This is a genomic window from Ferrimonas balearica (assembly GCF_019802055.1).
Lineage (GTDB): Bacteria > Pseudomonadota > Gammaproteobacteria > Enterobacterales > Shewanellaceae > Ferrimonas > Ferrimonas balearica_A.
Window position 1 is genome coordinate 43,687 of record NZ_JAHVHW010000011.1, and the last position, 25,990, is coordinate 69,676.

The window sequence follows — 25,990 nt, forward strand, 5'->3', positions numbered from 1 at the left end:
ATGAGCAAAGTACAAGTCTCTGGCGCCAACAGCCCCCGTCCGGGGATGGGGCGCGTAAAACGCATTCATTTTGTGGGCATTGGCGGCTCTGGTATGGGCGGCATTGCCGAAGTGCTGGCCAACGAGGGTTACCAGGTCAGCGGTTCTGACATCGCTCAGAATCCCGTAACCGAGCGACTGGTTCAGGCGGGCGCCACCGTTCACATCGGCCACAGTGCCGAGTGGGTTGAAGACGCCGATGTGGTGGTGGTTTCCACCGCCATTCGGGAAGAAAACCCGGAGATCAAAGCGGCCCGGGAGAAGCGCATTCCGGTTGTGCGTCGTGCGGAGATGCTGGCGGAGCTGATGCGCTTCCGTCATGGCATCGCCATTGCCGGTACCCACGGCAAAACCACCACCACCAGTCTGACTGCCAGCCTGTTTGGTCAGGGCGGTCTGGATCCGACCTTCGTGATTGGTGGCAAGCTCAACAGTGCTGGCACCAATGCTCAGCTGGGTCTGGGACGTTATCTGGTGGCGGAGGCGGACGAGTCCGATGCCAGCTTCCTGCACCTGCAGCCGATGATCTCGGTGGTCACCAACATCGAGCCGGACCATATGGATACCTACGGCGGTGACATCAACAAGTTGCATGACACCTTCGTGGACTTCCTGCACAACCTGCCGTTCTACGGCATTGCGGTGCTCTGTATGGACGATCCGGGTGTGCAGACGATCCTGCCCCGTGTAGGCCGACGAATTGTCACCTACGGGTTCCATCCGGATGCGGACATCCGTGCGGAAGATTTTGTCCAGGTGGGTACCCGCACCCAGTTTACTCTGCACCGTCCTGACCGGGCGCCGCTGGCCCTGACTCTCAACCTGCCGGGCCGCCACAATGTGCAGAACGCGCTGGCGGCCATCGCGGTGGCGATGGAGGAGGGCGTCGAGGACAGCGCCATTGAGGCGGCACTGGACCAGTTCCAGGGCATCGGCCGTCGCTTCCAGCAGTACGGTGAGTTTGATACCGGTGCTGGCAAGGTGCTGCTGGTGGACGATTACGGCCACCACCCCAGCGAAGTGGCGGTGACCATCAAAGCGGCGCGCGCCAGCTGGCCGGAGCGTCGTCTGGTGATGGTTTACCAGCCGCACCGCTACAGCCGCACCCGCGACCTGTATGACGATTTCTGCGCCGTGCTGGCGGAGGTGGACTGCCTGTTGCTGATGGAGGTCTACAGCGCTGGAGAGGATCGAATCCCGGGCGCGGACAGCCGCGCACTGTGCCGCTCGATTCGACAGCGCGGTATCGATCCGGTCTACGTTCCGGGCCCGGAAGCGCTGCCTGCTCTGTTGGCCGACCAGCTTAAAGACGGTGACGTCGTATTGACTCAGGGAGCCGGTAACATCGGTGCCCTGGCGAAAGATCTGGCCCAGATGGGCCTGTCAGTGAACAAGATGAAACAGGAGCCCAGCGGTGACTGAAGCGGTGAAACAGGACAAGGTAGCGGTGCTTTTTGGCGGTACCAGCGCGGAGCGGGAAGTCTCTCTGCGTTCCGGTGCGGCGGTACTGACGGGCCTGCAACGTGGCGGCATTGATGCTCACGCGTTTGATCCGGCAGAGCAACCGCTGGATGCCCTGAAAAACTACGACCGTGCCTTTATCGTACTGCACGGTCGCGGTGGTGAAGATGGCACCGTTCAGGGGGCGTTGGAGCTGATGAAGATCCCCTACACCGGCTCGCGCGTTCTGGGTTGTGCCCTGGCGATGGACAAGGTCCGGACCAAGTGGCTGTGGGCCGGGATTGGTTTGCCAACGGCGGATTTTGAAGTCGTTGATAAAGAGTCATTTAGTCCGGGCAAGGCTGAGGATATAATGGCCCGCTTGGGTTCGCCGGTGATGGTGAAACCTGCCTGTGAAGGCTCCTCCATCGGCATGGCGAAAGCCGAGGATGCGGCATCGCTGCAGGGCGCGATTGAAACCGCTTTGCGCTATGACGACACCGTACTGGTGGAGGCCTGGGTCCACGGTCCCGAATACACGGTGTCGATTCTGGGCGAAGAGGCCTTGCCAGCCATTCGTATGGAAACGCCGAACGTGTTTTACGACTACGAAGCCAAGTACCAGAGCCAGACTACCCAGTATTACTGTCCGGCCGGTCTGAGCGATGAAGATGAAACCGAGCTTCGTGTTCTGGCGCTGAAGGCGTTCAAAGCGGTCGGTGCCAGTGGCTGGGGCCGGGTGGATGTGATGCGTGATGCGGATGGCAGTTGGCGTCTGCTGGAGGTCAATACCGTTCCCGGTATGACCGAAACCAGCCTGGTGCCCAAAGCGGCCAAGGCGATCGGCATCGATTTTGACACCCTGGTGGCCCGGATCCTGGCGGCCAGTTACTGACGACGACACCATGGTGCTGGCGCAGTGGCGTGAAATTCGGTGGAGCCTCTGGCTTGGGCTCACTTTCCTGGCACTGGTCCTGATTGGACTGGTGCAGGGAGGGTTCTGGCTTAAGGCGTTTGCCACCAGCGCGGATCAGCTGCCCATCGAAGAGGTGGCGCTGATTGGCGAGCGGCGGTTTACTGCCGACCAGGAGGTGCGGGATGCGCTGCACACCCTGGAGCGATGGAGTCTGTTTACCGCAGATGTGGGGCAGATCCGGGACGTGTTGGCGGCGTTGCCATGGGTCGACCGGGTGACCGTTCGCCGGGAGTGGCCCAATCGGTTGCGGGTGTTTCTGGTGGAGCAGCAGCCGGTGGCACATTGGGATGGCGAGCAGTGGCTTAATGACCGTGCGGAGCCCTTCATGGCACCGCCGCGTGATGGCTTAGCATCGCTGCCCCTGCTGAGTGGGCCGGATGGCAGCGCGGCAAAAGTTTGGAACATGTGGCAGCAGCTCTCTGAACTGCTGGCGCTGAACGGCCACGCTGGGCACGCGTTAAGTCTCAGCGGGCGACACGCCTGGCAGCTGGTGCTGGAAAACGGCATCGCATTGGAGCTGGGCAGAAAAGATACCCTGGCCCGGGTACAGCGTTTTATCGACGTCTGGCCCGAGCTACAGCGTGACGGCCGGGTGCCGGAACGCGTGGATTTACGATACGACACGGGATTGGCCGTGCGTTGGCAGCTAAACGAGCAAGAGAAGCAAAAGGGATGACCACGAGCACAGAAACCGGTTTGGTCGTTGGCCTGGACATCGGCACCGCACAAGTCACCGCTGTGATTGGTGAGGTGTTGCCCGATGGCGAAATCAGCGTCATTGGTATCGGCAGCCAGTTGTCCCGAGGTATGGACAAGGGTGGTGTGAATGACCTGGATTCCGTGGTGCGCTGTGTGCGTCTCGCGCTGACCCAGGCCGAAAACATGGCCCAGTGCGAGGTGGCGTCTGTCTACCTGAGCATCTCTGGCCACCACATCAGCTGCCAGAACGAAAAAGGGATGGTGTCCATTGACGGCGCCGAGGTGATGCAGGAAGACGTGGACCACGTTATCCACACCGCTCAGTCGGTGAAGATCCCCAATGAGCGTCGCATCCTGCACGTCCTGCCCCAGGAGTTCACCATTGATGAACTGGAGGGGATCCGCAGCCCAGTCGGCATGTCCGGTATGCGGATGGAAGCCGAAGTGCACATGGTGACCTGTGCGTCCGACTGGGCCCGCAACATCACCAAGTGTGTAGAACGCTGCGGCATCCACGTTGATGGTCTGGTGTTCTCCGGCATCGCTTCTGCCGAATCGGTGCTGACCGAGGATGAGAAAGATCTCGGTGTCTGCCTGGTGGACATCGGCGCCGGTACCACCGACATCTCGATCTACAGCGGCGGCGCCCTGCGTCACTGCCAGGTGATTCCGGTTGCCGGCAACCAGGTGACCAACGACATCGCCAAGATTTTCCGCACGCCTCTGAGCCATGCGGAGCAGATCAAAGTGCAGTTTGCCTGTGCCCGCAGTGGCATGGTGAGCAGCGAAGACAGCATTGAAGTGCCCTCGGTTGGGGGACGTCCGGCTCGCACCATGTCACGTCAGACTCTGGCTGAGGTGGTTGAGCCTCGCTACCAGGAGTTGTTTGAACTGGTGGCTGACGCCCTTCGTGCCAGTGGTCTGGAAGACCAGGTGGCGGCCGGTGTGGTACTGACCGGTGGCACCGCCCAGATCGATGGGGCGGAAGTGGTGGCTGAAGAGGTGTTCGGTATGCCGGTACGTCTGGCACAGCCACTGCCATTGAAAGGATTGAACGATTACATTCGGGAACCCAGCTACGCCACGGCGGTGGGTCTCCTGCATCACGGCGCTCAGCAACTGATGGAAAAGACTCAGGAGCGGGCACCACAGAATGGTTTGAGCCAGCTGCTGACACGCATGCAGAGCTGGTTCAAAGGTGAATTTTAAGCTTTTGGACGCGGGCTGAACGGAGAGACGAGTATGTTTGAGATTGTGGACAGTCACAATGATGACGCGGTCATCAAGGTAATCGGGGTCGGTGGTGGCGGCGGTAACGCCGTAGAGCACATGGTTGAGCAAACCATCGAAGGGGTGGAGTTCATCTGTGCCAACACGGACTCTCAGGCGCTGCGGAAGTCTTCCGCCAACACCACCATCCAACTGGGTAAGAACGTCACCAAGGGACTGGGTGCCGGTGCCAACCCGGAAGTGGGCCGTGAAGCGGCGCTGGAAGATCGTGAAACCATCCGTGCCGCGATTGCGGGTTCCGATATGGTATTTATCGCTGCGGGTATGGGGGGTGGTACCGGTACCGGTGCAGCCCCGGTGGTTGCTGAGGTGGCCAAAGAGGAGGGGATCCTTACCGTTGCGGTAGTGACCAAGCCGTTCTCCTTCGAAGGCAAGAAGCGCTCCGCCTTTGCTGACCAGGGCATCGACCAGCTGTCCAAGCACGTTGACTCCCTGATCACCGTGCCGAACGACAAGCTGCTGAAGGTTCTGGGTGGCCGCACCAGCCTGCTGGATGCGTTCAAGGCAGCCAACAACGTGCTGCTGGGTGCCGTACAGGGCATTGCCGAGCTGATCACCCGCCCGGGTCTTATCAACGTGGACTTCGCCGACGTGAAGACCGTGATGTCCGAGATGGGCAACGCCATGATGGGGACCGGTGTCGCCCGTGGTGAAGACCGTGCAGAAGAAGCGGCCGAAGCCGCTGTCGCCAGCCCGCTGCTGGAAGACATCGACCTGTCCGGTGCCCGTGGTGTTCTGGTGAACATCACCGCTGGTCTCGACATCAGCATCGAAGAGTTTGAAACCGTGGGTAACCACGTGAAGGCCTACGCTTCTGAAAACGCCACCGTGGTAGTGGGTGCCGTGATCGATCCGGAGATGAGCGACGAACTGCGCGTGACCGTCGTTGCCACCGGTATCGGTGCAGAAAAGAAGCCGGACATTCAGTTGGTCTCCAATGCGGTCGCTAAACCTAAGCAAGCGGAGCCGGTAGCCCGCGAGAGCTACGTGGCTGAACCTGCTGCACCGGCGATGACCCGCCCTGCGGCAGAGCAGCCGGTTGAGCAGGCTGAACCGATGCGCAGTTCCGTAGGCGGTCAGGGTGGCGCGGCAGCCGCCAAGCAGCCCAACGAGAACCTGAACAAGGACAACTATCTCGACATTCCGGCGTTTCTGCGTCGTCAGGCCGATTAAACCAATCGATCTGACTGGTCAGGCCGGATTTTGGCAGTTGGTCAAAATGTGATAGGATGCGCCCCTGAAATGTTAGGAGCATTGTGCTAGATGAGTAAACAGCGAACGCTACAGCGCCCAATTCAAGCCACCGGTGTGGGTCTCCACTCCGGCAAAAAGGTGACACTCGGGATCAAACCGGCGCCGGTGAATACGGGTATCGTATTCCGCCGCGTCGACCTGAACCCCGCGGTGGAGATCCCGGCGCGCGCTGATCTGGTTCGTGAAACCACCCTGTGTACCGGCCTGCTCAATGAGCAGGGCGTTAAGGTGGCGACCGTCGAGCACTTGCTGTCTGCCCTGGCTGGTCTGGGTGTGGACAACGCCTACGTCGAGGTGGATGCGCCGGAAATTCCGATCATGGATGGCAGCGCCAGCCCCTTCGTCTTCCTGCTGCAGAGCGCCGGTATTGTGGAGCAGTCTGCGTCCAAACAGTATCTGCGGATCCTCAAGACCGTGCGCGTGGAAGAGGGTGACAAGTGGGCTGAATTCCGTCCCTATCACGGCTTCAAACTGGATTTCTCCATCGATTTCCAACACCCGGAGATCAGCCGCAGTGCCCAGCGAATGACCCTGGATTTCTCCGCCGGGGCGTTCAGCCGCAAAATCAGCCGGGCTCGTACCTTCGGCTTTATGAAGGACATCGAGTTCCTGCGGGCCAACAACCTGGCTCTGGGTGGCAGCATGGAGAATGCCATTGTGCTGGACGAGTTCCGGATCCTGAATCCGGACGGTCTGCGCGATAAGGACGAGTTTGTGAAGCACAAGATCCTCGACGCCGTTGGGGATCTGTACCTGGCTGGCCATGCTATTTTGGGTGAGTTCCGCGCCCATAAATCCGGCCACGCCCTGAATAACCAGATGGTGCGTGCGGTCCTGGCGGATGCAACGGCCTGGGAATTGGTGAGCTTCGAAAAGGCCCAGGAAGTTCCGATGGACTACCTGGTCCCTGCCACCGCCTAATCGGTTTTTGTTCCCTTATCTGGCCGCCCTGCATGGGCGGCCAGTCGTTTCAGCTTCTCGCCTAAATCGCCGCCTATACTCTCTGCCAGCTGTTGTAAGTGCTCGCTTGCTTGATGACTTAACCGATTGGAATTGGTTGGTTTTTGCAGTTGTAAGCGGGAGAGCTGCGGGTTGACTTTAAACTCGATACTGGTGAGCATGGGAAACCCTTTGCTCCGTAGCTCTGACAGCAGTTCCAAACGCTGGTACTGCAGCCGGGTCGCCCAGGCTGCAGAGCTTACACCGACCACCAGAACGCCATCGCGCAGGTTTGATACTGCGCAGTGTGGCCGAACCGCCGGATCCAGGATCTCAAGCAGGTGGTGGTGGAGTTTGGACAGGGCACCGGACTTGTCCTGGATCTGCGCAAATTGCTGACCCATCAGTGCCGCCAGATCCTGAGGCTTGGACTTCATTTCAGGGAAAATAACTCAAACGAACAGACCATGAGTGTAACAGTCTTTATTCGTCGAAAGCACGGTGTACGCCGTTATGAGCCGGGAAAACGCTGGCTGATGGCGCCGCTGGTGCTGATTGCTGCTGGCGTCACTCTTTGGTGGCAAGCCAAGGAAGATGTCTCCACCGTCGAACACCAGTTGGCTGCGGCTTCCGCATCCACTGAGATCCACCAGAACGAAATTGCCGCCTTACGGGATCGCACCGAGGCGCAACTTTCCCTGCTGGCGGCCCGTCTGGGGCGTATGCAGGCCCGCATGAATCGCATCGAATCCCTGGGTATGGCCGTCGCTGATCGGGTTGAAGTGGCTGATCAGTTCGACTTCCAAAGTGAGGTTGGCCTGGGCAGCAGCGGCGCTGAACCCTCCGAAAAAGTTGAGCTCAGCTTGCTGCTCGAAGAGATGGATCAGATGATTCTTCGACTCGAAAGAGCCGATGATCAACTTGCCCTACTTGAAACTGTCGAACGCAATCACCATATCGAAGATGACACGTACCTGACCGGCCGTCCGCTGGTGAAGGGATGGCAGTCCTCCTCCTTCGGATACCGCAACGATCCCTTTAATGGTCGTCGCACGCTGCACCGGGGATTGGATTTTGCCGGACCGGAAGGCGGACAGGTGATCGCAACGGGCGCGGGAGTGGTATCCTACTCCGGCACCATGTTCGGTTATGGCAATCTGGTAGAGATTGACCACGGTAACGGTGTGAAAACCCGTTACGGGCATAATAAGGAGAATCTGGTGGAGCTTGGCCAGGTAGTGGCCAAGGGGGAGACCGTCGCGCTGATCGGTAATACCGGTCGCTCAACAGGCCCCCATGTGCATTACGAAGTGATGCTCAACGATCAACAGGTGGATCCTGCGCGATACGTGTATCGCAAGCCCAGAAGTTAGGGGATCCTTAGTTAATATTCAGGGCGCCGGCGTTTTGCCGGCGTCCGCCGTAATTCAGTAGCGACGTAAGGCAATGTTTGGAAAACTCCTGACCAAGGTTTTTGGTAGCAAAAACGAACGTACTCTCAAGCAGCTGCAAAAGGTGGTTGCCCAAATCAACGCATTGGAAGCGGACTGGGAAGCGCTGAGCGACGAACAGTTGAAGCAGAAAACCGAGGAGTTCAAGCAACGCTTGGCCGAAGGTGCGCCCCTGGATTCCGTCCTGCCCGAAGCATTCGCCACTGTCCGTGAAGCCTCCAAGCGTGTGTTTGGCATGCGCCACTTCGACGTGCAGATGGTGGGCGGTATGGTGCTGCAATCCGGCCGTATCGCTGAGATGCGTACCGGTGAAGGTAAAACCCTGACCGCAACCCTCCCGGCTTATCTGAACGCCCTGACCGGCAAAGGGGTTCACGTGATTACCGTGAACGACTACCTGGCCCGTCGTGACGCCGAGTGGAACCGCCCGCTGTTCGAATTCCTCGGCATGACCGTAGGCATCAACGTACCGGGTCTGTCCCACGGTGATAAGAAAGCCGCTTATGAAGCGGACATCACCTACGGCACCAACAACGAATTCGGCTTCGATTACCTGCGCGACAACATGGCGTTCTCCGCGCCGGAGCGTGTGCAGCGCGAACTGCACTACGCGGTAGTGGATGAGGTGGACTCCATCCTTATCGATGAAGCCCGTACCCCGCTGATCATCTCCGGTGCCGCCGAAGACAGCTCCGCCCTCTACATTCAGGTGAACACCCTGATCCCCAAACTGATCCGTCAGGATAAAGAGGACAGCGAGGAGTTCATCGGTGAAGGCGACTTCAGCGTGGATGAGAAAGGCAAACAGGTTCACATGACCGAGCGCGGTCAGGAGAAGGTGGAACAGCTGTTGCTGGAAAGTGGCATGCTGAATGAAGGCGATTCCCTCTACAGTGCCACCAACATCTCCCTGCTGCACCATGTAAACGCCGCTCTGCGCGCCCACACCCTGTTCGAGCGTGATGTGGACTACATCGTTAGCGAGAACGGCGAGGTGGTGATCGTGGATGAGCACACCGGCCGTACCATGCCGGGCCGTCGCTGGTCGGATGGTCTGCACCAGGCGGTGGAGGCCAAAGAGGGCCTGCGCATCCAGAATGAGAACCAGACTCTGGCTTCCATCACCTTCCAGAACTACTTCCGTATGTACGAGAAGCTGGCGGGTATGACCGGTACTGCGGATACCGAAGCCTTCGAATTCCAGAGCATCTACGGCCTGGATACCGTGGTTGTCCCGACCAACAAGCCGATGATTCGTAATGATATGGCGGACCTGGTCTACCTGACCGCCGAAGAAAAGTTCGAAGCGATCATCAACGACATTCGCGATTGCATCGAGCGTGGTCAGCCGGTGCTGGTGGGTACCATCTCCATCGAATCTTCCGAACTGCTTTCCAACGTCCTGCGCAAAGCCAAGATCAAGCACAACGTGCTGAACGCCAAATTCCACGAGAAAGAGGCAGAGATCGTGGCGGAAGCGGGCCGTCCGGGCGCCGTAACCATCGCCACCAACATGGCCGGTCGTGGTACCGACATCGTGCTGGGCGGCAGCTGGCAGTCTGAAATTGATGCCCTGGGCGAAGGCGTCACTGACGCGCAGATCGAGAAGATCAAAGCCGACTGGCAGGTGCGTCACGAGCAGGTACTGGAAGCGGGTGGTCTGCACATCATCGGTACTGAGCGTCATGAATCTCGCCGTATCGATAACCAGTTGCGTGGCCGTTCCGGCCGTCAGGGTGACGCCGGTTCCTCACGTTTCTACCTCTCCATGGAAGACGCGCTGATGCGCATCTTCGCCTCCGATCGTGTCTCCGGCATGATGAAGAAGCTGGGTATGGAGCGCGGTGAAGCGATTGAACATCCTTGGGTGAACCGCGCCATCGAAAACGCTCAGCGTAAAGTGGAAGCCCGTAACTTCGACATCCGTAAGCAACTGCTTGAGTACGATGACGTGGCCAACGACCAGCGTCAGGTGGTGTACGCCCAGCGTAACGAACTGATGGACGCCGGTGACATCCACGACACCATCGAAGCGGTACGTGCAGACGTTCTGGAAGAGGTGGTTGGTCAGTACATCCCGCCTCAGTCTCTGGAAGAGATGTGGGACATCCCGGGTCTGGAGGAGCGTCTGGCTTCCGACTTCAACCTCAAGCTGCCGATCGCTCAGTGGCTCGAGGAGGAGGATGACCTGCACGAAGAGAACCTGCACGAGCGCATCGTGAAGGCCTGGGACGACGCCTACAAAGCGAAAGCGGATCAGGTCGGTGAGCCGGTACTGCGCCAGTTTGAAAAGGCGATCATGCTGCAGACTCTGGACAACCTCTGGAAGGAGCACCTGGCGGCAATGGACCACCTGCGTCAGGGTATCCACCTGCGCGGCTACGCCCAGAAGAACCCGAAACAGGAGTACAAGCGCGAATCCTTTGCCCTGTTCCAAAGCATGCTGGATAGCCTGAAAACTGACGTGATCAGCATCCTCTCCAAGGTGCAGGTTCAGGCCCAGGCCGACGTGGATGAGATGGAAGCCAAGCGCCGTGAGCAGGAGGAGCAACTGGCTCGTATGCGCAACTTCCAGCATGCCCAGTCTGAAGGCATGGCCGAAGAGGGCGGTGCCGCTCCTGAGCAGCGTCAGGGCCCGAAAGTGGGCCGTAATGACCCTTGTCCCTGCGGTTCCGGCAAGAAATACAAGCAGTGTCACGGCAAGCTGAGCTAAGGCCAGTGTGACCAGAGAGGGCGGCCAAAGGGCCGCCCTTTTTATTCCGGCATATCAAGGAGCGCGCAATGGCGTTGATTCAAGTCGCGATAGGGATCGTGGTGATGGGTGGGAAAGTGTTGGTGGCCCGACGCCATGAAGCTCAGCATCAGGGCGGCCTGTGGGAGTTCCCGGGGGGAAAAGTGGATAACGGGGAAACCCCGGAACAGGCAGTGGTTCGGGAGTGCCAGGAGGAGGTGGGATTAACCCCTCTCAATCCGCTGGTGTTCGATCGAATTGAACACAACTATGGTGACCGTCAGGTCCATCTGCATGTGTTTCTGGTCACGGATGCGGAAGGGGAAGCGGAAGGGCGCGAAGGCAACCCCATCCGCTGGTGTCCGCTCAATGAGTTGCCGACGCTGCCGATGCCGGCAGCGAATGGACCATTGGTGGAGAAGCTGGTGCGGGAGATGAAACGGGACGCTTAAGCGTCCCGTTCGTTATCGTCCTCTTCCTCTTGCAGGAAGAAGTCCGGCTCACTGATATCAAACTCATCGGGCAGTTCGGTTTTGCCGGGGATGGCGTGACGCTCCTCGGCCCATTCGCCAAGGTCAATCAGCTTGCAGCGCTCGCTGCAGAAGGGGCGGAAGGGGTGCTGGTCATCCCAGGTCACTTCCGCCTGACAGGTGGGGCATTCGACTTTCAGGGTCATTTTGGTTCCATGGACAGAGACAGACGCAGAGGCAGGTTGCGGGTGTCCGCTTTGCCGGTCTCGTAGTTGATCAGATGGATGGTAAAACGGTGGCGGTGAGCACTGATGGTGGGGTACACCCCGTACTCCTGCTTAACCTGAACACGCAGTAGCTCCAGGCCCTGCTCGCAGCTCTCCTGGTAGCAGCCGTTCATGGCCATCTTGTCGCACCAACGCGCCGTTTCACGCAGCATGGTCAGCAGCAAACGGATGCTGTCCACCATCGGTGAGAGCTCCTGGCGCCACTGGCTGGCTTCCTGCGTCTTCTCCTCAGCAGGTTTGGCCTGCCAGAAGTGCAGTTGCGGCAGGTCGAAATTGCCGTAGCCACCGGGGATATTCATGCGTTGACGCACCGCACCGAGAAATCGATCCGATTTCAGGAGCTGGCCGGGACGGGCCTGGCCATGAAGGCGCTGTTGAAGTCCCTTAAACTGGGACTCCAGCCTCTCAAGCTGAGTCTGGTCGACGTTTTCGGACTGGCGCCAGAACGCGATCTGGCCAAGGTGTCGCTCCAGATCCTTAAGAATGTCAGTGCGCAGGTCCGCGCGTTCCATCAGCTCGATCAGTTCAAACAGGCTGCGGAAAAAGGCCAGTTCGGCACCGGGGTGGCCAAACAGGCTGTGGGCATCCACCTGGGCGGCAACGGTTTCAATCCGCAGATAGTTGCGGATCTTTTCGTTTAGGGGTTGTTCATACACCAGTAGCACTGGAGCGGTTCCTCGCCATTGTCAGGTATTGTTGGTGCAGACGTCGCACTTGGGGTGACAGCGCCTCAACTGAGCCGCTATTGTCGATGACGTCATCGGCCAGGGCCAGACGCTCGGCTCGAGACGCTTGGCGGGCGATGATCTTATCCACTTCGCTGCCTTCGGTGTTGTCCCTGCTGGCGGTTCGGTGGCGCTGCTGATCTTCCGGCAGGTCCACCACCAACAGGCGGTCCACCAAAGTGTGCAGCTTATTTTCCACCATCAGAGGGACCACCATCAAGGCGTATTCGCTGGGGGCCTCCCGGCAGCGTCGCACCATCTCACTCCGAATCAGTGGGTGGGTCAGGGCGTTGAGCCAGCGGCGCTCCGCTTCATCATTGAACACCCGGGTTCTCAGCGCAGCGCGGTTAAGGCTGCCATCGGCCTCAAGGATCTCTGCACCAAAGTGTTCCGCAATGGCGGCCAGTCCCTCAGTACCCGGTGCGACAACCTCCCGGGCAATCAGGTCGGCGTCTACCACGGTAACATCCAACGCTTCAAACAGAGCGCTGACCTGGGACTTTCCGGAACCGATGCCGCCGGTCAGACCAACGATAAAGGCGCTCATAGCCCCACCACGCTGTGCAGATACCAGTTAACGATATCGGTGCCCCACACCAGATAGAGCCAGCCACCCAGGACGATCCAGGGACCGAAGGGCATCGGCTTGTCGCGGCCCAGCTTGCCGCTGGCCATCAGGGCAATGCCCACAACCGCACCACCGATGGAGGCGATCAGAATCACCGGCAGCAGGGCTTGATAGCCAAACCAGGCGCCAAACAGCGCCAGCAGCTTAAAGTCGCCGTAGCCCATCCCCTCTTTGCCAGTCAGCAAGCGGAACAGGTGGAACAGAGACCAGAGCGACAGGTAGCCCAGAGCTGCACCGATCACCGCCTGCTCAAGCGGTACAAACAGGCCGCCCACATTGACCAGCAATCCCAGCCACAGCAGAGGCAGAGTGATCTGGTCCGGCAGCAGCATGGTGTCAAAATCGATGGCAGCGAGGGCGATCAGCCCCAGAGTCAGCAGCCAGGCGGCGAGAAAGGCCGGGGTGGGGCCAAAGTGCCAGGCCAGAAACAGGGAGGCGGCGCCGGTCAGCAGTTCAACCAGAGGGTAGCGAGCGGAGATGGGGGCCTGACAGTGGTGGCAGCGCCCCTTCAGCAGCAGGTAACTGATAACGGGAATGTTGTGCCACACCGGAATGGCGGTGCCACAGTTGGGGCAGGTGGAGCCGGGCACCATCAGGTTATAGCGCTCCGGCAACTTGGAGCTTGGGGCGGGCTGGGCCAGCGCTTCGGCACACTCCAGTTGCCACTCCCGCTCCATCATCAGCGGCATGCGGTGGATCACCACATTGAGGAAGCTGCCCAGGATCAAACCCAGGGCAGCGGCTATGGAGAGAAAGAGCCAGGGAAGTTGGTCAAACAGCGCGATCCAGTGCGTCATCGGAAGCCCAAAACGGTAAGGTGTTGGTGCGATCCTATCCGACCACGTTGCCCAATTGGAAGATCGGCAGGTACATCGCCACCACCAGTCCCCCAACGATGCCGCCAATCACCACCATCAGCATCGGCTCAATCAGGGTGGAGAGGCCATCCACCGCATCGTCCACCTCCATCTCGTAGATATTGGCGACCTTATTCAGCATGTCGTCCAGAGAACCGGATTCCTCACCAATCATCACCATCTGAGTGAGCATATCGGGGAAAACGCCGGTGGTGCGCATGGCGATATTCATCTGCAGACCGGAGATCACCTCCTCCCGCACCTTGGTGATGGCATCCCGGTAGAGGGCGTTGCCGGATGCGCCCGCAGAGGACTCCAAGCCCTCCACCAGAGGCACGCCAGCCGCAAAGGTGGTAGCCAGAGTCCGGGCAAAGCGGGCGATGGCGGCTTTATGCAGAATGGGGCCTACCGCGGGAATCTTTAATACAAAATGATCGACCTTGTCCCGAAAGGTTTGGGAATTGCGGTGACTGCGCACAAACATCCAGATCATAATGGTGATGATGGCAAAGAAGTAATACCAGGACTCCTGCAAAAAACGGGAAAGGTTAATTACCATCTGGGTAAATAGCGGAAGCTCAGCCCCAAAATCATTAAAGATGGATTCAAACTGGGGGACTACAAATAGCAGCAAAATGGCGGTTACCAATACAGCAACAACAATTACCGCCACCGGATAGAACATCGCCTTCTTAATTTTAGATTTAAGCGCTTCCGCCTTTTCTCTATAGGTCGCAATACGGTCAAATACGGTATCCAAAGTACCGGACATCTCCCCGGCGGCCACAAGATCACAGTAGAGATCGTCAAAGTGGACACGGTGGGGGCGTAGTGCTTTGGATAGGGGCGTGCCCGATTGAACCTCAGCAAGAATGGTTCCCAGCAGGTTACGAACCGCTTCATTCTCGTGGCCACGGCCCACCATCTCCAATACGGTGACCAAAGGCACCCCCGCGATCAGCATGGTGGCAATCTGGCGGGTAACCACAGCGATATCCGCTGGTTTAACTTTTTTCTTTCTTTCAAAAAGCGCTTTGGGTTTTTTACGCACATTCAGGGGCGTTACCCCCTGCTTACGCAGCAACACCTTAATCTCGGCGCTACTTTGGCCACTCAGCTCACCCTGTACGGTTTTGCCTTTACTGTTGCGTCCCTTCCAGAGAAAGGTGTGCACCTCAATGGGGGAGCGGCCACCGGCGGAGTGCTTGGCTTCAGCTTGTCGATAGGCTTTGGTGGCAGTGGCCATAAAAAGAGCTCCCTTCTTTAATCCAAGTCGGCGATTACTGGTTGGTAACCCGATTTACTTCCGATAGTGAGGTGGTGCCTTCCAGCACCTTTTCCAGTCCGGAGCGGCGCAGACTGACCATCCCCTCTTTAATGGCCTGACGTTCCAGTTCCAGGGAGGAGGCTCCACTCATAATGCTGTCCGCAATCACCTTGCTCATGGGCATCATCTCATAAAGACCCACCCGGCCCTTATAGCCATCGGTGCAGTGGTCACAGCCCACGGCTCGGTAGATCAACGGGCGCTGCTGCAACTGCTCCAGGGTAAAGCCCTCCCTCAGCAGCTCCTCCTGGGGGATCTGCTCCGGCTCCCGGCATTTGGGGCAGAGTTTTCGGCAGAGCCGCTGGGCCATAATCAGGTTAACCGAACTGGCAATATTGTAGGCGGGTACGCCCATATTGAGCATACGGGTCAGGGTTTCCGCTGCAGAGTTGGTGTGCAGGGTAGACATCACCAGGTGGCCGGTTTGCGCGGCTTTTACTGCAATCTCGGCGGTCTCCAGGTCCCGGATCTCCCCCACCATCACAATATCCGGATCCTGACGCAAAAAGGCGCGCAGGGCAGAGGCAAAGGTTAGCCCTGCCTTGGGGTGGATCTGCACCTGGTTAATGCCGGGCAGATTGATCTCCACCGGATCTTCTGCGGTGGAGATATTTCGCTCCTCGGTATTAAGGATATTGAGGCCGGTATAGAGGGAAACGGTTTTACCGGAGCCGGTGGGGCCGGTCACCAGGATCATCCCCTGGGGACGATTTAGGTTCTTCTGATAGAGCGCTTTCTGCGGCTCAGTAAAGCCCAGAATATCGATATTCAGTTTGGCGGCAGAGGAGTCCAGGATCCGCATCACCACCTTCTCCCCATAGAGGGTAGGCAGGGTGGAGACCCGGAAATCGATCATGGTTTTCTGACCCACCTTCAGCTTAATTCGGCCATCCTGGGGCAGACGTCGCTCTGCCAAGTCCAGCTTGGACATCACCTTAATACGGGCGGCAATACGGGGACCAAGACTGACTGGTGGGGTATTAACCGTATGCAGCATTCCGTCGATACGAAAGCGGATACGGTACTCATTTTCATAGGGCTCAAAATGCAGATCAGAAGCGCCTTTTCGGATCGCTTCCGTCATGATTTTATTCAGAAAAACAACAATTGGGGCATCGTCAGCACCGCTAGTATCTTCGGGTTTTCGTTCTTCAGCGGTATCGATATGGCTTAAATTTTCTTGATCTTCATCGCTGATTTGTAATTGATCAAGATCATTCTCAAGGAGCTTATTAATGACGATGTCAAGATGATGCTTTTTCACCAGAATAGGTTCTGCATGCAAACCTGAGTTAAACTTAAACTCCTCTAGCGCAGCATCGCAGTTCGCATCATGAACCGCAACGACCAGTTTGTTGTCTCTAATTGAAACTGGAAGCGCCGAATGTTTCTCAACCAGCTTGAGATTAATAATTCCCTCTGGAATTGAATCTAAATCCAGTTCAGAAATATCAAAGTGAGGAAATCCAAAGCTAATGTTTGAAACAAATGCCTCATTTTTATTTGTTATTAGAGACTTTTCTGAATTCATATTCAATCGTCTATAAAGTAAAGCCCACCCTTAAATTTAAGGATGGGCTTAACTATTAACAAATATCAGCCGGGCTGCAGGTTTCGCCCCAGGTGATTTGGCTATTGCCGCTGTATGTTGCTGACAGAGTATAGGTCTCAGTTCCCTGAAGTGGGCCATCTGCGGCTGCAGTAACGACTAAGTCTGTGCCGTCCCAAGTAACACCTGAAACTTTATTGGCGGAAGTGGCACTTGCCTGAGTGGGGATACCATCTTGGCCTAGGGTGTCACAAGTGCCAGCCGTCGCTGCTGTCAAACCATTGGTTTGAGCACAAACTTCAATGGAAGTTTTGAATGCACTGGTAGCTTGAACTACTTCAGTAAAAGCAGCTTTACGCGTGTAGTTGTTGTAAGCGGGCAGAGCGATAGCAGCCAGAATGCCGATAATGGCTACTACGATCATCAGTTCAATCAGGGTAAAACCCTGCTGTTTACGTACTTGGCGGGTCATGGGTTGTCTCTCCATAGCAAAAGTCAAAGGTCGCCAGTCCTGGCCTCAGTCCCCGGCAGCACCGGGGGTCACCACAGGCCGCTCGGTTACTAAGTTAGTACAACTTGTTGCATGATCAAAGAGCAAAGACTCGGAAAAGGAAACAAAAAGGCGATATTGGTGTTATGTGGTGGAAAACTTGACGGAAATAAAACAGCGCCGCCAATTTGGCGACGCTTTAGACGTTTTTTTGACGCGACTTTGATGCAAGTTCAGTGAGCAAACGGTGGTGCTTTGTTGCTCAGTTCGCTTTAAAACGCATGGAGAGATCCATCGCTTTGATGTGTTTGGTCAGTGCGCCGACGGAAATAAAATCGACCCCGGTTCGGGCAAAATCGCCGATGGTGCTCAGGGTCACATCGCCGGAGACCTCGAGCTTGGTGCGCCCTCCAAACTGCTCCCGATTCAGTTTGACGGCGTCCATCATCATGGTGATGTCGAAGTTGTCCAGCATCACGATATCGGCCCCTGCAGCCAGGGCTTCGTTCAGCTCCTCCAGGTTTTCCACTTCCACCTCCACCGGGGCGTCCGGCTTCAGTTGGCGCGCAGCTTGTACCGCAGCGGTGATGCCGCCGCAGGCCGCGATGTGGTTCTCCTTGATCAGGAAGGCGTCGTAGAGGCCGATGCGGTGGTTATGGCCGCCGCCACAGGTGACGGCGTACTTCTGAGCGGTGCGCAGGCCGGGCAGGGTTTTGCGGGTGTCCAGCAGGCGGGTCTGAGTCCCCTCCATCTTGGCCACATAGTGGCTGACGGTGGTGGCGACACCGGACAGGGTCTGGATAAAGTTGAGGACGGTACGTTCACCGGTCAGCAGCAGTCGGGCGGGACCAGCCAGTTCACACAGGGTCTGACCGGCCACCACCAGATCGCCGTCATCCACATGCCAGTGCAGGGCAACGTCGCCGCCAAGCTGATTGAACACCTGCTCGGCCCACGCTTTGCCACAGAACACCCCGTCTTCCCGGGTGATGATGGTGGCTTCGGCATAACGATCGGCGGGGATCAGCTGAGCGGTGATGTCCCCGTGCTCAAAACCCAGTCCACCCAGATCTTCGTCCAGGGCGGCAGCTACGCTGAGGCGGATGTCATTTTCCAGCATGGTACTTCAGTACTTCCTTAAGGTCAGAGTGTCTCCCCGCTGGATCAGCTCCAGATCCTTGAGGGCATTCATGCCCAGCAATATGGTGCTGTCCCCGAGGCCAGGGTTGATGTTGGCGTCCAGATCATACAGCGTCAGGGCGCCAATGGAGAGTCGATCAATGCGGGTGTGCCAGACGGTGACCGTGCCGTTGGCGGTGTCCACCGGATAGGACTGGCCCTTGGGCAGGGCGAGGCGCTCGGCCACCGACAGGGGGATGGAGATCCGGGTGGCGCCGGTGTCGACCATCATCACCACCTCATGGCCGTTGATCAGCCCGCTGGCAACATAGTGCCCCTGGCGGTTGCGCAACAGGTTGACCGTGACGTGGCTGTCGCTGACTTCGCTGGCGACCCGCTGATTGGGATTGTATTGCTGGGACAGTTTTCTGTCGAAGTAGAGATAGAGCAGGGCGGCCAGCACCAACCAAGCCAGCACAAAGAGTGTTTGGCCATAGCGTCGTGGAGTTGAGGGTGAGCCCATGGTACGCGTCCTGCCTTCCTGCTAAAGTCTTGCCTTGTCACATTATTCGCGAGTGAGACCGCTTTTTCCATGGCGATCTGTCCCCCGGATGGGGAACCTTACCCAATTGAGCCCCACCTGACCCTTGAGCCTGGCGGTCGCTGGCTGGATCAGGCGCATCACTGTTTCTCCCCGTTTCAGGGGCCAAGACCGGACCCTGAAGAGATCAGCCTGCTGGTGATCCACAACATTACCCTTCCTCCCGGCCTGTTTGGCGCCCCCTACATTCAGCAACTGTTCCTTGGCTGCGTTCAGGCGGACTACCCGGATCTGGAAGCGGTGCAGGGGTTGCAAGTGTCTGCGCATCTGCTGATCCGCCGGGATGGCAGTCTGGTTCAGTTTGTGCCTTTTGATCGCCGGGCCTGGCATGCGGGAGTGAGTGAGTTTGAGGGAAGACCGGGTTGCAATGATTATTCCATCGGCATCGAGTTGGAAGGCACAGACCACACTCCTTATAACCTCCTTCAATATCAGGCGCTTGTTAGCGTGACTCGCGCCCTGATCCGGCAGTATCCTTTGCTGACCAGGGACAGGATCACCGGCCACTGCGATATCGCACCGGGCCGAAAGACGGATCCGGGACCTGCTTTTGATTGGTCGCTGTTTCACGCGTTACTCGAGAAGGACAGCTGATGGCCCTCTTTTCATTAATCATGGTGTTGCTGGCAGAGCGAATGCGCCTGGTGGCGGACACCTTTCAGTTTGAAGCCTGGTTCAAGTGGTATCGCGGGCTGATGTTCGATGACCAGGCGCTGCGCAGCCCCGGTAAAATGCTGGTGGCGCTGGCGCTGCCCGCGTTGCTGGTGGCGATCGTCCAGAGCTGGTTGGTCGGCGTCTGGTTTGGCGTGCTTCACCTGGCCCTCTGGATTCTGGTGGGGCTGCTGCTGTTTGGGCATGCGCCATTGCGTCAGCGCTTCCGGCAATACCTCGATGCCGCCCGCCGGGGCGATACCCAAAGCTGTTTTAACCACGCCGACAGCCTGGATGAGAGCAGTGCCATACAGGCCGCCAGTCTGGAAGAGATGGGGAAGCGGATGGGGCAGCTTAGCGCCTGGTTGAACTACCGCTTCTATGCGGCGGTGGCCCTTTACTACGTGCTGCTCGGTCCCGCGATGGCCACACTCTACTGCACGGTCAGAGCCTATCATGACCATTTTGCCGCTCAGGACCTGCGGCGGCCGCTGGTGGGGCCGGTGATGAAACTGCTCGATTGGGTGCCGGTGCGCATCGTTTCGCTCGGGTTTGCCCTGTCTGGTCATTTCAGTAAAGCCGCACCGGTTCTGGTGCCCAAGGTACTGGACCCGATGGCCGATCCGCGCACCATGATCACTGAGGTGGCGCTGGCGGCGGAAGAGGTGCCGGAAACCAGTGGTGAGCCACTCTGTGTTCAGCCCACTCTGGCCCTGCTGAAATTGGCAAAACGAAACTTTATTTTGCTGCTGGTGCTGGTCTCTTTGCTGACCATCTTCGGCGTGATCCACTAACTGAGTGAATACACTCACTATTTGGTCTGACCTCTTGGTCAAACTAACAGCCTGCTGTCTAAAACGGCGCCACGTCACGGTGGCGCCTGTTCTGTGAGGCGCATCATACTTGTTGCCATGCCATTGTGTGATCTGCTACATTCCCTGCAGCTTCTCAATGGTCATACCAATTAACAAATTTAGTTAACGAACGGATAACGAAGTCCATGACCTACCGTAGAATCAACCAGCCCAAGCTGTCGGACGTCATCTTGAAAGAACTGGAAAAGATGATCCTGGAAGGCAGCCTGAAGCCCGGCCAAAAATTACCGCCGGAGCGTGAGCTGGCGGTGCAGTTTGAAGTCTCCCGCCCCTCGTTGCGAGAAGCAATCCAGAAACTGGAAGCCAAAGGGGTACTGACCCGACGTCAGGGCGGTGGCACATACGTCAAACAGCAGCTATGGAACAGTCTGGCAGATCCCCTGGTGGAGTTGCTGGCCAGCAACCCGGAATCTCAGTACGACCTGCTGGAGTTCCGTTATGCCACAGAAGGCATGATGGCCTACTACGCTGCACTGCGGGGAACCGATGCGGACCATGCCCAGATGCGCCTGAAGATGGACACCATCAAAGCGGTGCAGGGGGATACCGAATCGGAAGCCCAGGCGATCGTGGATTTCTACCGCAGCATTGCGGAAGCCTCCCACAACGTGGCGATGCTGCACCTGGTTCTGAGCCTGACGCCCCTGCTGGTGCGTAACGTGGCGGAAAACCTGGAGTTGCTGTATCGCCGGGAGCGCTCCTCCGAGGTGGCCAACACCCACCGGGAGGCGCTGCTGGAAGCGATTCTGAAGCGGGATCCGGAACTGGCCCGGCGGGCGTCTAACGACCACCTGGCTTACATCGAAGAGGTTACGCTGGAGGTCCGTCAAGAGGACAGCCGGCAGCAGCGGAGTCTGCGAAGAATGCGAAACGACCTATAAAGGTCGTCATCGAATAAGGCCCGGGACAGGGCCCTCAGTCACAAGCAACGATGGTGAGAGACAGTCATGTCAGAACCGATGAATTACGACGTAGACAAGCAGGAAACTCAGGAGTGGCTGGAATCACTGGCCGCTGTAATGCAAGAGGATGGCCTCGAACGGGCTCAATTCCTGTTGGAGCAGATGATCAGCAAAGCCAAGCATGAAGGCGTTGATCTGCCCACCGGCATTACCACCAACTACATCAATACCATTGCTCCCAAGGACGAGCCGGCTTACCCCGGTGACAGCAGTCTTGAGCGTCGAATCCGTTCCATCATTCGCTGGAACGCCATCATGATCGTTCTGCGTGCCTCCAAGAAAGATCTCGATCTTGGCGGCCACATGGCCTCCTACCAGTCCGCTGCCGCGTTCTACGAAGTGGGCTTTAACCACTTCTTCCGTGCGCCGAATGCGCAGGATGGCGGCGACCTGGTGTACTACCAGGGCCACATCTCTCCCGGTATCTACGCTCGTGCCTTTATGGAAGGCCGTCTGACCGAAGAGCAACTGGACAACTTCCGTCAGGAAGTGGATGGCAAGGGTATCCCCTCCTACCCGCACCCGAAACTGATGCCGGACTTCTGGCAGTTCCCCACCGTATCCATGGGTCTCGGCCCGATCAGCGCCATCTACCAGGCTCGCTTCCTCAAGTACTTGGACAGCCGTGGCCTGAAGAACACCAGCGCTCAGCGCGTGTACGCCTTCCTGGGCGACGGTGAGATGGATGAGCCGGAATCCCGTGGCGCGCTCTCCTTCGCCGCCCGTGAAGGACTGGATAACCTGTGCTTCCTGATCAACTGCAACCTGCAGCGTCTGGACGGCCCGGTTATGGGTAACGGCAAGATCATTCAGGAGCTGGAAGGCCTGTTCAAAGGCGCTGGCTGGAACGTCGTGAAAGTGATCTGGGGCAACGGCTGGGACAAGCTGCTGGCCAAAGACAGCTCCGGCAAGCTGCTGCAGCTGATGAATGAAACCGTTGACGGTGACTACCAGACCTACAAGGCCAAAGATGGCGCCTACGTACGTCAGCACTTCTTCGGTCGCTACCCGGAGACTGCCGCGCTGGTCGCGGACATGACCGACGACGAGATCTTCGCCCTGCAGCGTGGTGGTCACTCTTCCTCCAAGCTGTACGCCGCCTACATGAACGCCAAGAACACCAAGGGCAAGCCCACCGTGATTCTGGCCAAGACCGTAAAAGGTTACGGCATGGGTGGCGCCGCCGAAGGGATGAACATCGCCCACCAGGTGAAGAAGATGAACGCCGAGCACGTGCGCCAGCTGCGCGACCGTCTGGGCCTGAAAGATCTGGTCTCCGATGAGCAACTGCTGGAACTGCCCTACCTGAAGCTGGAGCAGGACAGCCCGGAACACCGTTACCTGCACGCCCGTCGTGAAGCCCTGCATGGCTACACGCCGCAGCGTCTGCCCAACTTCACCGAGGAACTGGTGCTGCCGAAGCTGGACAGCTTCCAGGGCCTGCTGGATGAGCAGAAGCGCGACATCTCCACCACCATGGGCTTTGTCCGTGCGCTGAACATCCTGCTGAAAGACAAGGGCATCGGTAAGAACATCGTGCCGATCGTGGCTGACGAAGCCCGTACCTTCGGTATGGAAGGCCTGTTCCGTCAGATCGGCATCTACAACCCGAAGGGGCAGACTTACACCCCGCAGGATCGTGACGTGGTCTCCTACTACAAGGAATCCACCAACGGTCAGGTACTGCAGGAAGGGATCAACGAGCTGGGCGCCATGTCCTCCTGGGTTGCTGCCGCCACCTCCTACAGCACCAACGATCTGCCGATGATCCCGTTCTACATCTACTACTCCATGTTCGGCTTCCAGCGCGTGGGCGATATGGCGTGGATGGCGGGTGACCAGCAAGCTCGTGGCTTCCTGCTGGGCGCCACCGCAGGCCGTACCACCCTGAACGGTGAAGGTCTGCAGCACGAAGACGGTCACAGCCACATCATGGCGAACACCGTACCGAACTGCATCAGCTACGATCCGACCTTCGCCTACGAAGTGGCGGTGGTACTTCAGGATGGTATCCAGCGTATGTACGGTCCGGCTCAGGAGAACGTGTTCTACTACCTGACCCTGATGAACGAGAACTACGCCCAGCCGGCGATGCCGGAAGGGGTGGAAGAGGGGATCCGCAAAGGGATCTACAAGCTGGAAACCTACGCCGGTGACAAGGCCAAGGTACAGCTGCTCTCCTCCGGCACCATCATGATGCAGGTACGCGAAGCGGCCCGCATTCTGTCCGAAGAGTACGGCATCGCCTCCGACGTATTCAGCGTTACCTCCTTCAACGAACTGACCCGTGACGGTCAGGATGCTGAGCGCTGGAACATGCTGCACCCGGCTGAGCAGGCCCGTGTGCCCTACGTGACCACCGTATTGGGTAATGAGCCGGCCATCGCCGCAACCGATTACATGAAAAACTACGCCGAGCAGATCCGCGCCTTCGTGCCTGCGGAAAGCTACAAGGTGCTGGGTACCGACGGCTTCGGCCGCTCTGACAGCCGCGCCAACCTGCGTCGTCACTTTGAAGTGGATGCCGGTTACGTGGTGGTCGCCGCTCTGTCCGAGCTGGCGAAGAAGGGCACCCTGGACAAGGCCGTGGTGGCAGAAGCCATCGCCAAATTCAACATCGATGCCGACAAGCAAAACCCGCTGTACGCCTAAGAGATTGCTGACTTATGACTATTGAAATCAACGTACCCGATATTGGTGCCGATGAGGTCGAGGTGACCGAGATCCTGGTGAAAGTGGGTGATCGGGTCGAAGAGGAACAATCCCTGATCTCCGTGGAGGGCGACAAGGCCTCCATGGAGGTGCCTGCCAGCGCTGCCGGTGTGGTGAAAGAGATTAAGGTGGCGGTGGGCGACAAGGTCGCGACCGGCTCCCTGATTATGGTGTTCGACGCTGAGGGCGCGGCTCCGGCAGCAGAAGCCCCGGCAGCCGAGCAAGCCGCTGAGACACCGGCACCGGCGGCTGCGGCCTCCGTGCAGGCCGTGGCGGTACCGGACATCGGTGACGACGAAGTGGACGTGACCGAACTGCTGGTAAAAGTCGGCGATGTGGTGACCGAGGAGCAGCCGCTGATCACCGTGGAGGGTGACAAAGCCTCCATGGAAGTGCCCGCCCCGTTTGCTGGCACCATTAAGTCCATCAGCATCAATGTGGGCGACAAGGTTTCCACCGGCACCGTCATCATGGAGTTTGAAGTGGCAGGCTCTGCGCCCGCTGCTCAGCCTGCGGCTGCTGTTGAGGCGGCACCGGTGGCTGGCGGTACCGCAACCAAGGTGGTTGCCGTACCGGATATCGGCGGTGATGCGGTTGACGTTACCGAGATCCTGGTGGCCGTCGGTGATCGTGTCAGCGACGAACAGCCGCTGATCACCGTGGAGGGTGACAAAGCCTCCATGGAAGTACCGGCCCCGTTTGCTGGCGTAGTGAAGGCGATCCGCATTCAGGTGGGTGACAAGGTCTCCACCGGTACCGAGATCATGGAGTTTGAAGTGGAAGGCGCCGCGCCTGCTGCCGCCCCTGCTCCGGCTCCGGCAGCCCAAGCCCCGGTTGAGCGTAAGCCAGCCCCGTCCGCTCCGGCGGATTCCGGTCAGGTGGCCTCCGTTGAAGCCAGCACCGGCTTTATCGAGAACAGCGCCTACGCCTACGCCACCCCGGTGATTCGCCGTATGGCTCGCGAACTGGGCGTTGACCTCTCCAAGGTGAAAGGCACCGGTCGCAAGACCCGCATCCTGAAAGAGGACGTGAACAGCTACGTAAAAGCGGCGCTGGCTCAGGTGCAATCCGGTGCCGTGGCCCCGGCAGGCAAACAGGGCGGTGGTCTGGATCTGCTGCCCTGGCCGAAGGTGGATTTCAGCAAGTTTGGCGAAGTGGAACTGCAGCCGCTGTCCCGCATCAAGAAGCTGTCTGGCGCCAACCTGGCCCGCAACTGGGCGATGATCCCGCACGTAACTCAGTTTGACGAGGCGGACATCACCGACGTGGAAGCCTTCCGTAAGGAGCAGAACGCGGTAGTGGCCAAGCAGGATCTGGGCTTCAAGATCACCCCACTGGTGTTCATCCTCAAGGCCGTGGCCAAGACGCTGGCGGATCTGCCCCAATTCAACAGCTCCCTGTCCGAAGATGGCGAGAGCGTAGTGCTGAAGAAGTACATCCATATCGGTGTGGCAGTGGATACCCCCAATGGCCTCGTGGTACCGGTGGTGCGCGACGTCAACAAGAAGGGCATCTACGAGCTGTCCGAAGAGCTGATGGCGATCTCCAAAAAGGCGCGCGCCGGTAAGCTGACTGCCTCTGACATGCAGGGCGGTTGCTTCACCATTTCCAGCCTGGGTGGCATCGGCGGTACCGCCTTTACCCCCATCGTGAATGCCCCGGAAGTGGCCATCCTCGGTGTGTCCAAGTCCGAGATGAAGCCTAAGTGGAATGGCAAAGAGTTTGCGCCGCGTCTGATGCTGCCGCTCTCGCTGTCCTATGACCACCGGGTCATCGACGGTGCCGACGGGGCTCGCTTCTCCAGCACCCTGGCAGGTTACCTGTCTGATATCCGCAAGTTAGTGCTGTAACTCCCATAAGGCCGATTTATGTGATCGGCCTTTTGTTTTCCCTTTAGTTTGATGGGGGGCAGCAGTAC

At 58.3% G+C, this 25,990-nt stretch carries 23 protein-coding genes and 1 pseudogene; 14 read left to right on the forward strand and 10 right to left on the reverse strand.

Translation table 11 applies throughout. From position 1 onward, the window contains the following. The 6 genes from murC to lpxC all read left to right on the forward strand — a co-directional run bounded on the left by murC (position 1) and on the right by lpxC (position 6,619). Complete coding sequence (gene murC / locus KUV52_RS16100; RefSeq protein WP_222526966.1) at positions 1-1,461, forward strand: UDP-N-acetylmuramate--L-alanine ligase; 1,461 nt, start codon at positions 1-3, stop codon at positions 1,459-1,461. After that, positions 1,454-2,374 carry a D-alanine--D-alanine ligase gene (locus tag KUV52_RS16105; RefSeq protein ID WP_222526967.1) on the forward strand — a complete coding sequence of 307 codons (921 nt, stop codon included), beginning with the start codon at positions 1,454-1,456 and terminating at the stop codon, positions 2,372-2,374. Before murC ends, KUV52_RS16105 begins: the two co-directional genes overlap by 8 nt. Positions 2,375-2,384: 10 nt before the next feature. After that, positions 2,385-3,131, forward strand: coding sequence for a cell division protein FtsQ/DivIB (locus KUV52_RS16110; protein ID WP_222526968.1), 747 nt, complete (start codon positions 2,385-2,387; stop codon positions 3,129-3,131). Further along, on the forward strand, positions 3,128-4,363 hold the full coding sequence (ftsA, locus tag KUV52_RS16115; protein ID WP_222526969.1) for a cell division protein FtsA: 1,236 nt from the start codon (positions 3,128-3,130) through the stop codon (positions 4,361-4,363). Before KUV52_RS16110 ends, ftsA begins: the two co-directional genes overlap by 4 nt. 33 nt (positions 4,364-4,396) lie before the next feature. Then, on the forward strand, positions 4,397-5,617 hold the full coding sequence (ftsZ, locus tag KUV52_RS16120; RefSeq protein WP_222526970.1) for a cell division protein FtsZ: 1,221 nt from the start codon (positions 4,397-4,399) through the stop codon (positions 5,615-5,617). A gap of 90 nt (positions 5,618-5,707) precedes the next feature. Continuing rightward, entirely contained in the window at positions 5,708-6,619 is a 912-nt protein-coding gene (gene lpxC, locus KUV52_RS16125) for a UDP-3-O-acyl-N-acetylglucosamine deacetylase (RefSeq protein WP_222526971.1), read from the forward strand. Here the strand turns inward: lpxC and KUV52_RS16130 are convergent. After that, positions 6,616-7,041, reverse strand: coding sequence for a DUF721 domain-containing protein (locus KUV52_RS16130; protein WP_222526972.1), 426 nt, complete (start codon positions 7,039-7,041; stop codon positions 6,616-6,618). The two genes, lpxC and KUV52_RS16130, sit on opposite strands and share 4 nt — an antisense overlap. Positions 7,042-7,104: 63 nt before the next feature. Here KUV52_RS16130 and KUV52_RS16135 point away from each other — a divergent pair, with 63 nt between their 5' ends. The 3 genes from KUV52_RS16135 (at position 7,105) to mutT (ending at position 11,271) form a co-directional block, all read left to right on the forward strand. After that, positions 7,105-8,010 (forward strand): M23 family metallopeptidase, encoded by a 906-nt coding sequence (locus tag KUV52_RS16135; protein WP_222526973.1) that lies wholly within the window; start codon positions 7,105-7,107, stop codon positions 8,008-8,010. 73 nt (positions 8,011-8,083) lie between these two features. Then, the gene (secA, locus tag KUV52_RS16140) at positions 8,084-10,801 is read left to right on the forward strand and encodes a preprotein translocase subunit SecA (protein WP_222526974.1); all 2,718 of its coding nucleotides are present in this window, start codon (positions 8,084-8,086) and stop codon (positions 10,799-10,801) included. A 68-nt stretch (positions 10,802-10,869) separates the two neighbouring features. Continuing rightward, entirely contained in the window at positions 10,870-11,271 is a 402-nt protein-coding gene (gene mutT / locus KUV52_RS16145) for an 8-oxo-dGTP diphosphatase MutT (RefSeq protein WP_222526975.1), read from the forward strand. Here mutT and yacG read toward each other — a convergent pair. The 9 genes and pseudogenes from yacG to KUV52_RS16190 all read right to left on the reverse strand — a co-directional run bounded on the left by yacG (position 11,268) and on the right by KUV52_RS16190 (position 18,794). Then, entirely contained in the window at positions 11,268-11,495 is a 228-nt protein-coding gene (yacG, locus tag KUV52_RS16150) for a DNA gyrase inhibitor YacG (RefSeq protein ID WP_222526976.1), read from the reverse strand. The two genes, mutT and yacG, sit on opposite strands and share 4 nt — an antisense overlap. After that, positions 11,492-12,241, reverse strand: coding sequence for a cell division protein ZapD (locus tag KUV52_RS16155; protein WP_222526977.1), 750 nt, complete (start codon positions 12,239-12,241; stop codon positions 11,492-11,494). Before KUV52_RS16155 ends, yacG begins: the two co-directional genes overlap by 4 nt. Beyond that, positions 12,225-12,848: a dephospho-CoA kinase gene (gene coaE / locus KUV52_RS16160; RefSeq protein ID WP_222526978.1), complete on the reverse strand. Its 624-nt coding sequence runs from the start codon at positions 12,846-12,848 to the stop codon at positions 12,225-12,227. The genes KUV52_RS16155 and coaE overlap by 17 nt, the downstream gene beginning before the upstream one ends. After that, positions 12,845-13,726 carry a prepilin peptidase gene (locus tag KUV52_RS16165; protein WP_222526979.1) on the reverse strand — a complete coding sequence of 294 codons (882 nt, stop codon included), beginning with the start codon at positions 13,724-13,726 and terminating at the stop codon, positions 12,845-12,847. The genes coaE and KUV52_RS16165 overlap by 4 nt, the downstream gene beginning before the upstream one ends. Positions 13,727-13,760: 34 nt before the next feature. Then, positions 13,761-15,032 carry a type II secretion system F family protein gene (locus tag KUV52_RS16170; protein ID WP_222526980.1) on the reverse strand — a complete coding sequence of 424 codons (1,272 nt, stop codon included), beginning with the start codon at positions 15,030-15,032 and terminating at the stop codon, positions 13,761-13,763. 34 nt (positions 15,033-15,066) lie between these two features. Next, positions 15,067-16,626: pseudogene (gene pilB, locus KUV52_RS16175) on the reverse strand (type IV-A pilus assembly ATPase PilB); the annotation flags it as partial. A 73-nt stretch (positions 16,627-16,699) separates the two neighbouring features. Next, positions 16,700-17,134 (reverse strand): prepilin-type N-terminal cleavage/methylation domain-containing protein, encoded by a 435-nt coding sequence (locus KUV52_RS16180; RefSeq protein WP_222526982.1) that lies wholly within the window; start codon positions 17,132-17,134, stop codon positions 16,700-16,702. Between the two features lie 280 nt (positions 17,135-17,414). After that, on the reverse strand, positions 17,415-18,272 hold the full coding sequence (gene nadC, locus KUV52_RS16185) for a carboxylating nicotinate-nucleotide diphosphorylase (RefSeq protein WP_222526983.1): 858 nt from the start codon (positions 18,270-18,272) through the stop codon (positions 17,415-17,417). Between the two features lie 6 nt (positions 18,273-18,278). After that, complete coding sequence (locus KUV52_RS16190) at positions 18,279-18,794, reverse strand: TIGR02281 family clan AA aspartic protease (RefSeq protein WP_222526984.1); 516 nt, start codon at positions 18,792-18,794, stop codon at positions 18,279-18,281. A gap of 69 nt (positions 18,795-18,863) precedes the next feature. Between KUV52_RS16190 and ampD the strand changes: the two genes are divergently transcribed. The 5 genes from ampD to aceF all read left to right on the forward strand — a co-directional run bounded on the left by ampD (position 18,864) and on the right by aceF (position 25,922). After that, positions 18,864-19,466, forward strand: coding sequence for a 1,6-anhydro-N-acetylmuramyl-L-alanine amidase AmpD (gene ampD, locus KUV52_RS16195; protein ID WP_222526985.1), 603 nt, complete (start codon positions 18,864-18,866; stop codon positions 19,464-19,466). Further along, positions 19,466-20,317 (forward strand): beta-lactamase regulator AmpE, encoded by an 852-nt coding sequence (gene ampE / locus KUV52_RS16200; protein ID WP_222526986.1) that lies wholly within the window; start codon positions 19,466-19,468, stop codon positions 20,315-20,317. Before ampD ends, ampE begins: the two co-directional genes overlap by 1 nt. Before the next feature lie 206 nt (positions 20,318-20,523). After that, entirely contained in the window at positions 20,524-21,279 is a 756-nt protein-coding gene (gene pdhR / locus KUV52_RS16205; RefSeq protein WP_222526987.1) for a pyruvate dehydrogenase complex transcriptional repressor PdhR, read from the forward strand. Between the two features lie 66 nt (positions 21,280-21,345). Next, entirely contained in the window at positions 21,346-24,012 is a 2,667-nt protein-coding gene (aceE, locus tag KUV52_RS16210) for a pyruvate dehydrogenase (acetyl-transferring), homodimeric type (protein WP_222526988.1), read from the forward strand. Between the two features lie 14 nt (positions 24,013-24,026). Beyond that, positions 24,027-25,922, forward strand: coding sequence for a pyruvate dehydrogenase complex dihydrolipoyllysine-residue acetyltransferase (gene aceF / locus KUV52_RS16215; protein ID WP_222526989.1), 1,896 nt, complete (start codon positions 24,027-24,029; stop codon positions 25,920-25,922). Positions 25,923-25,990 lie beyond the last annotated feature (68 nt).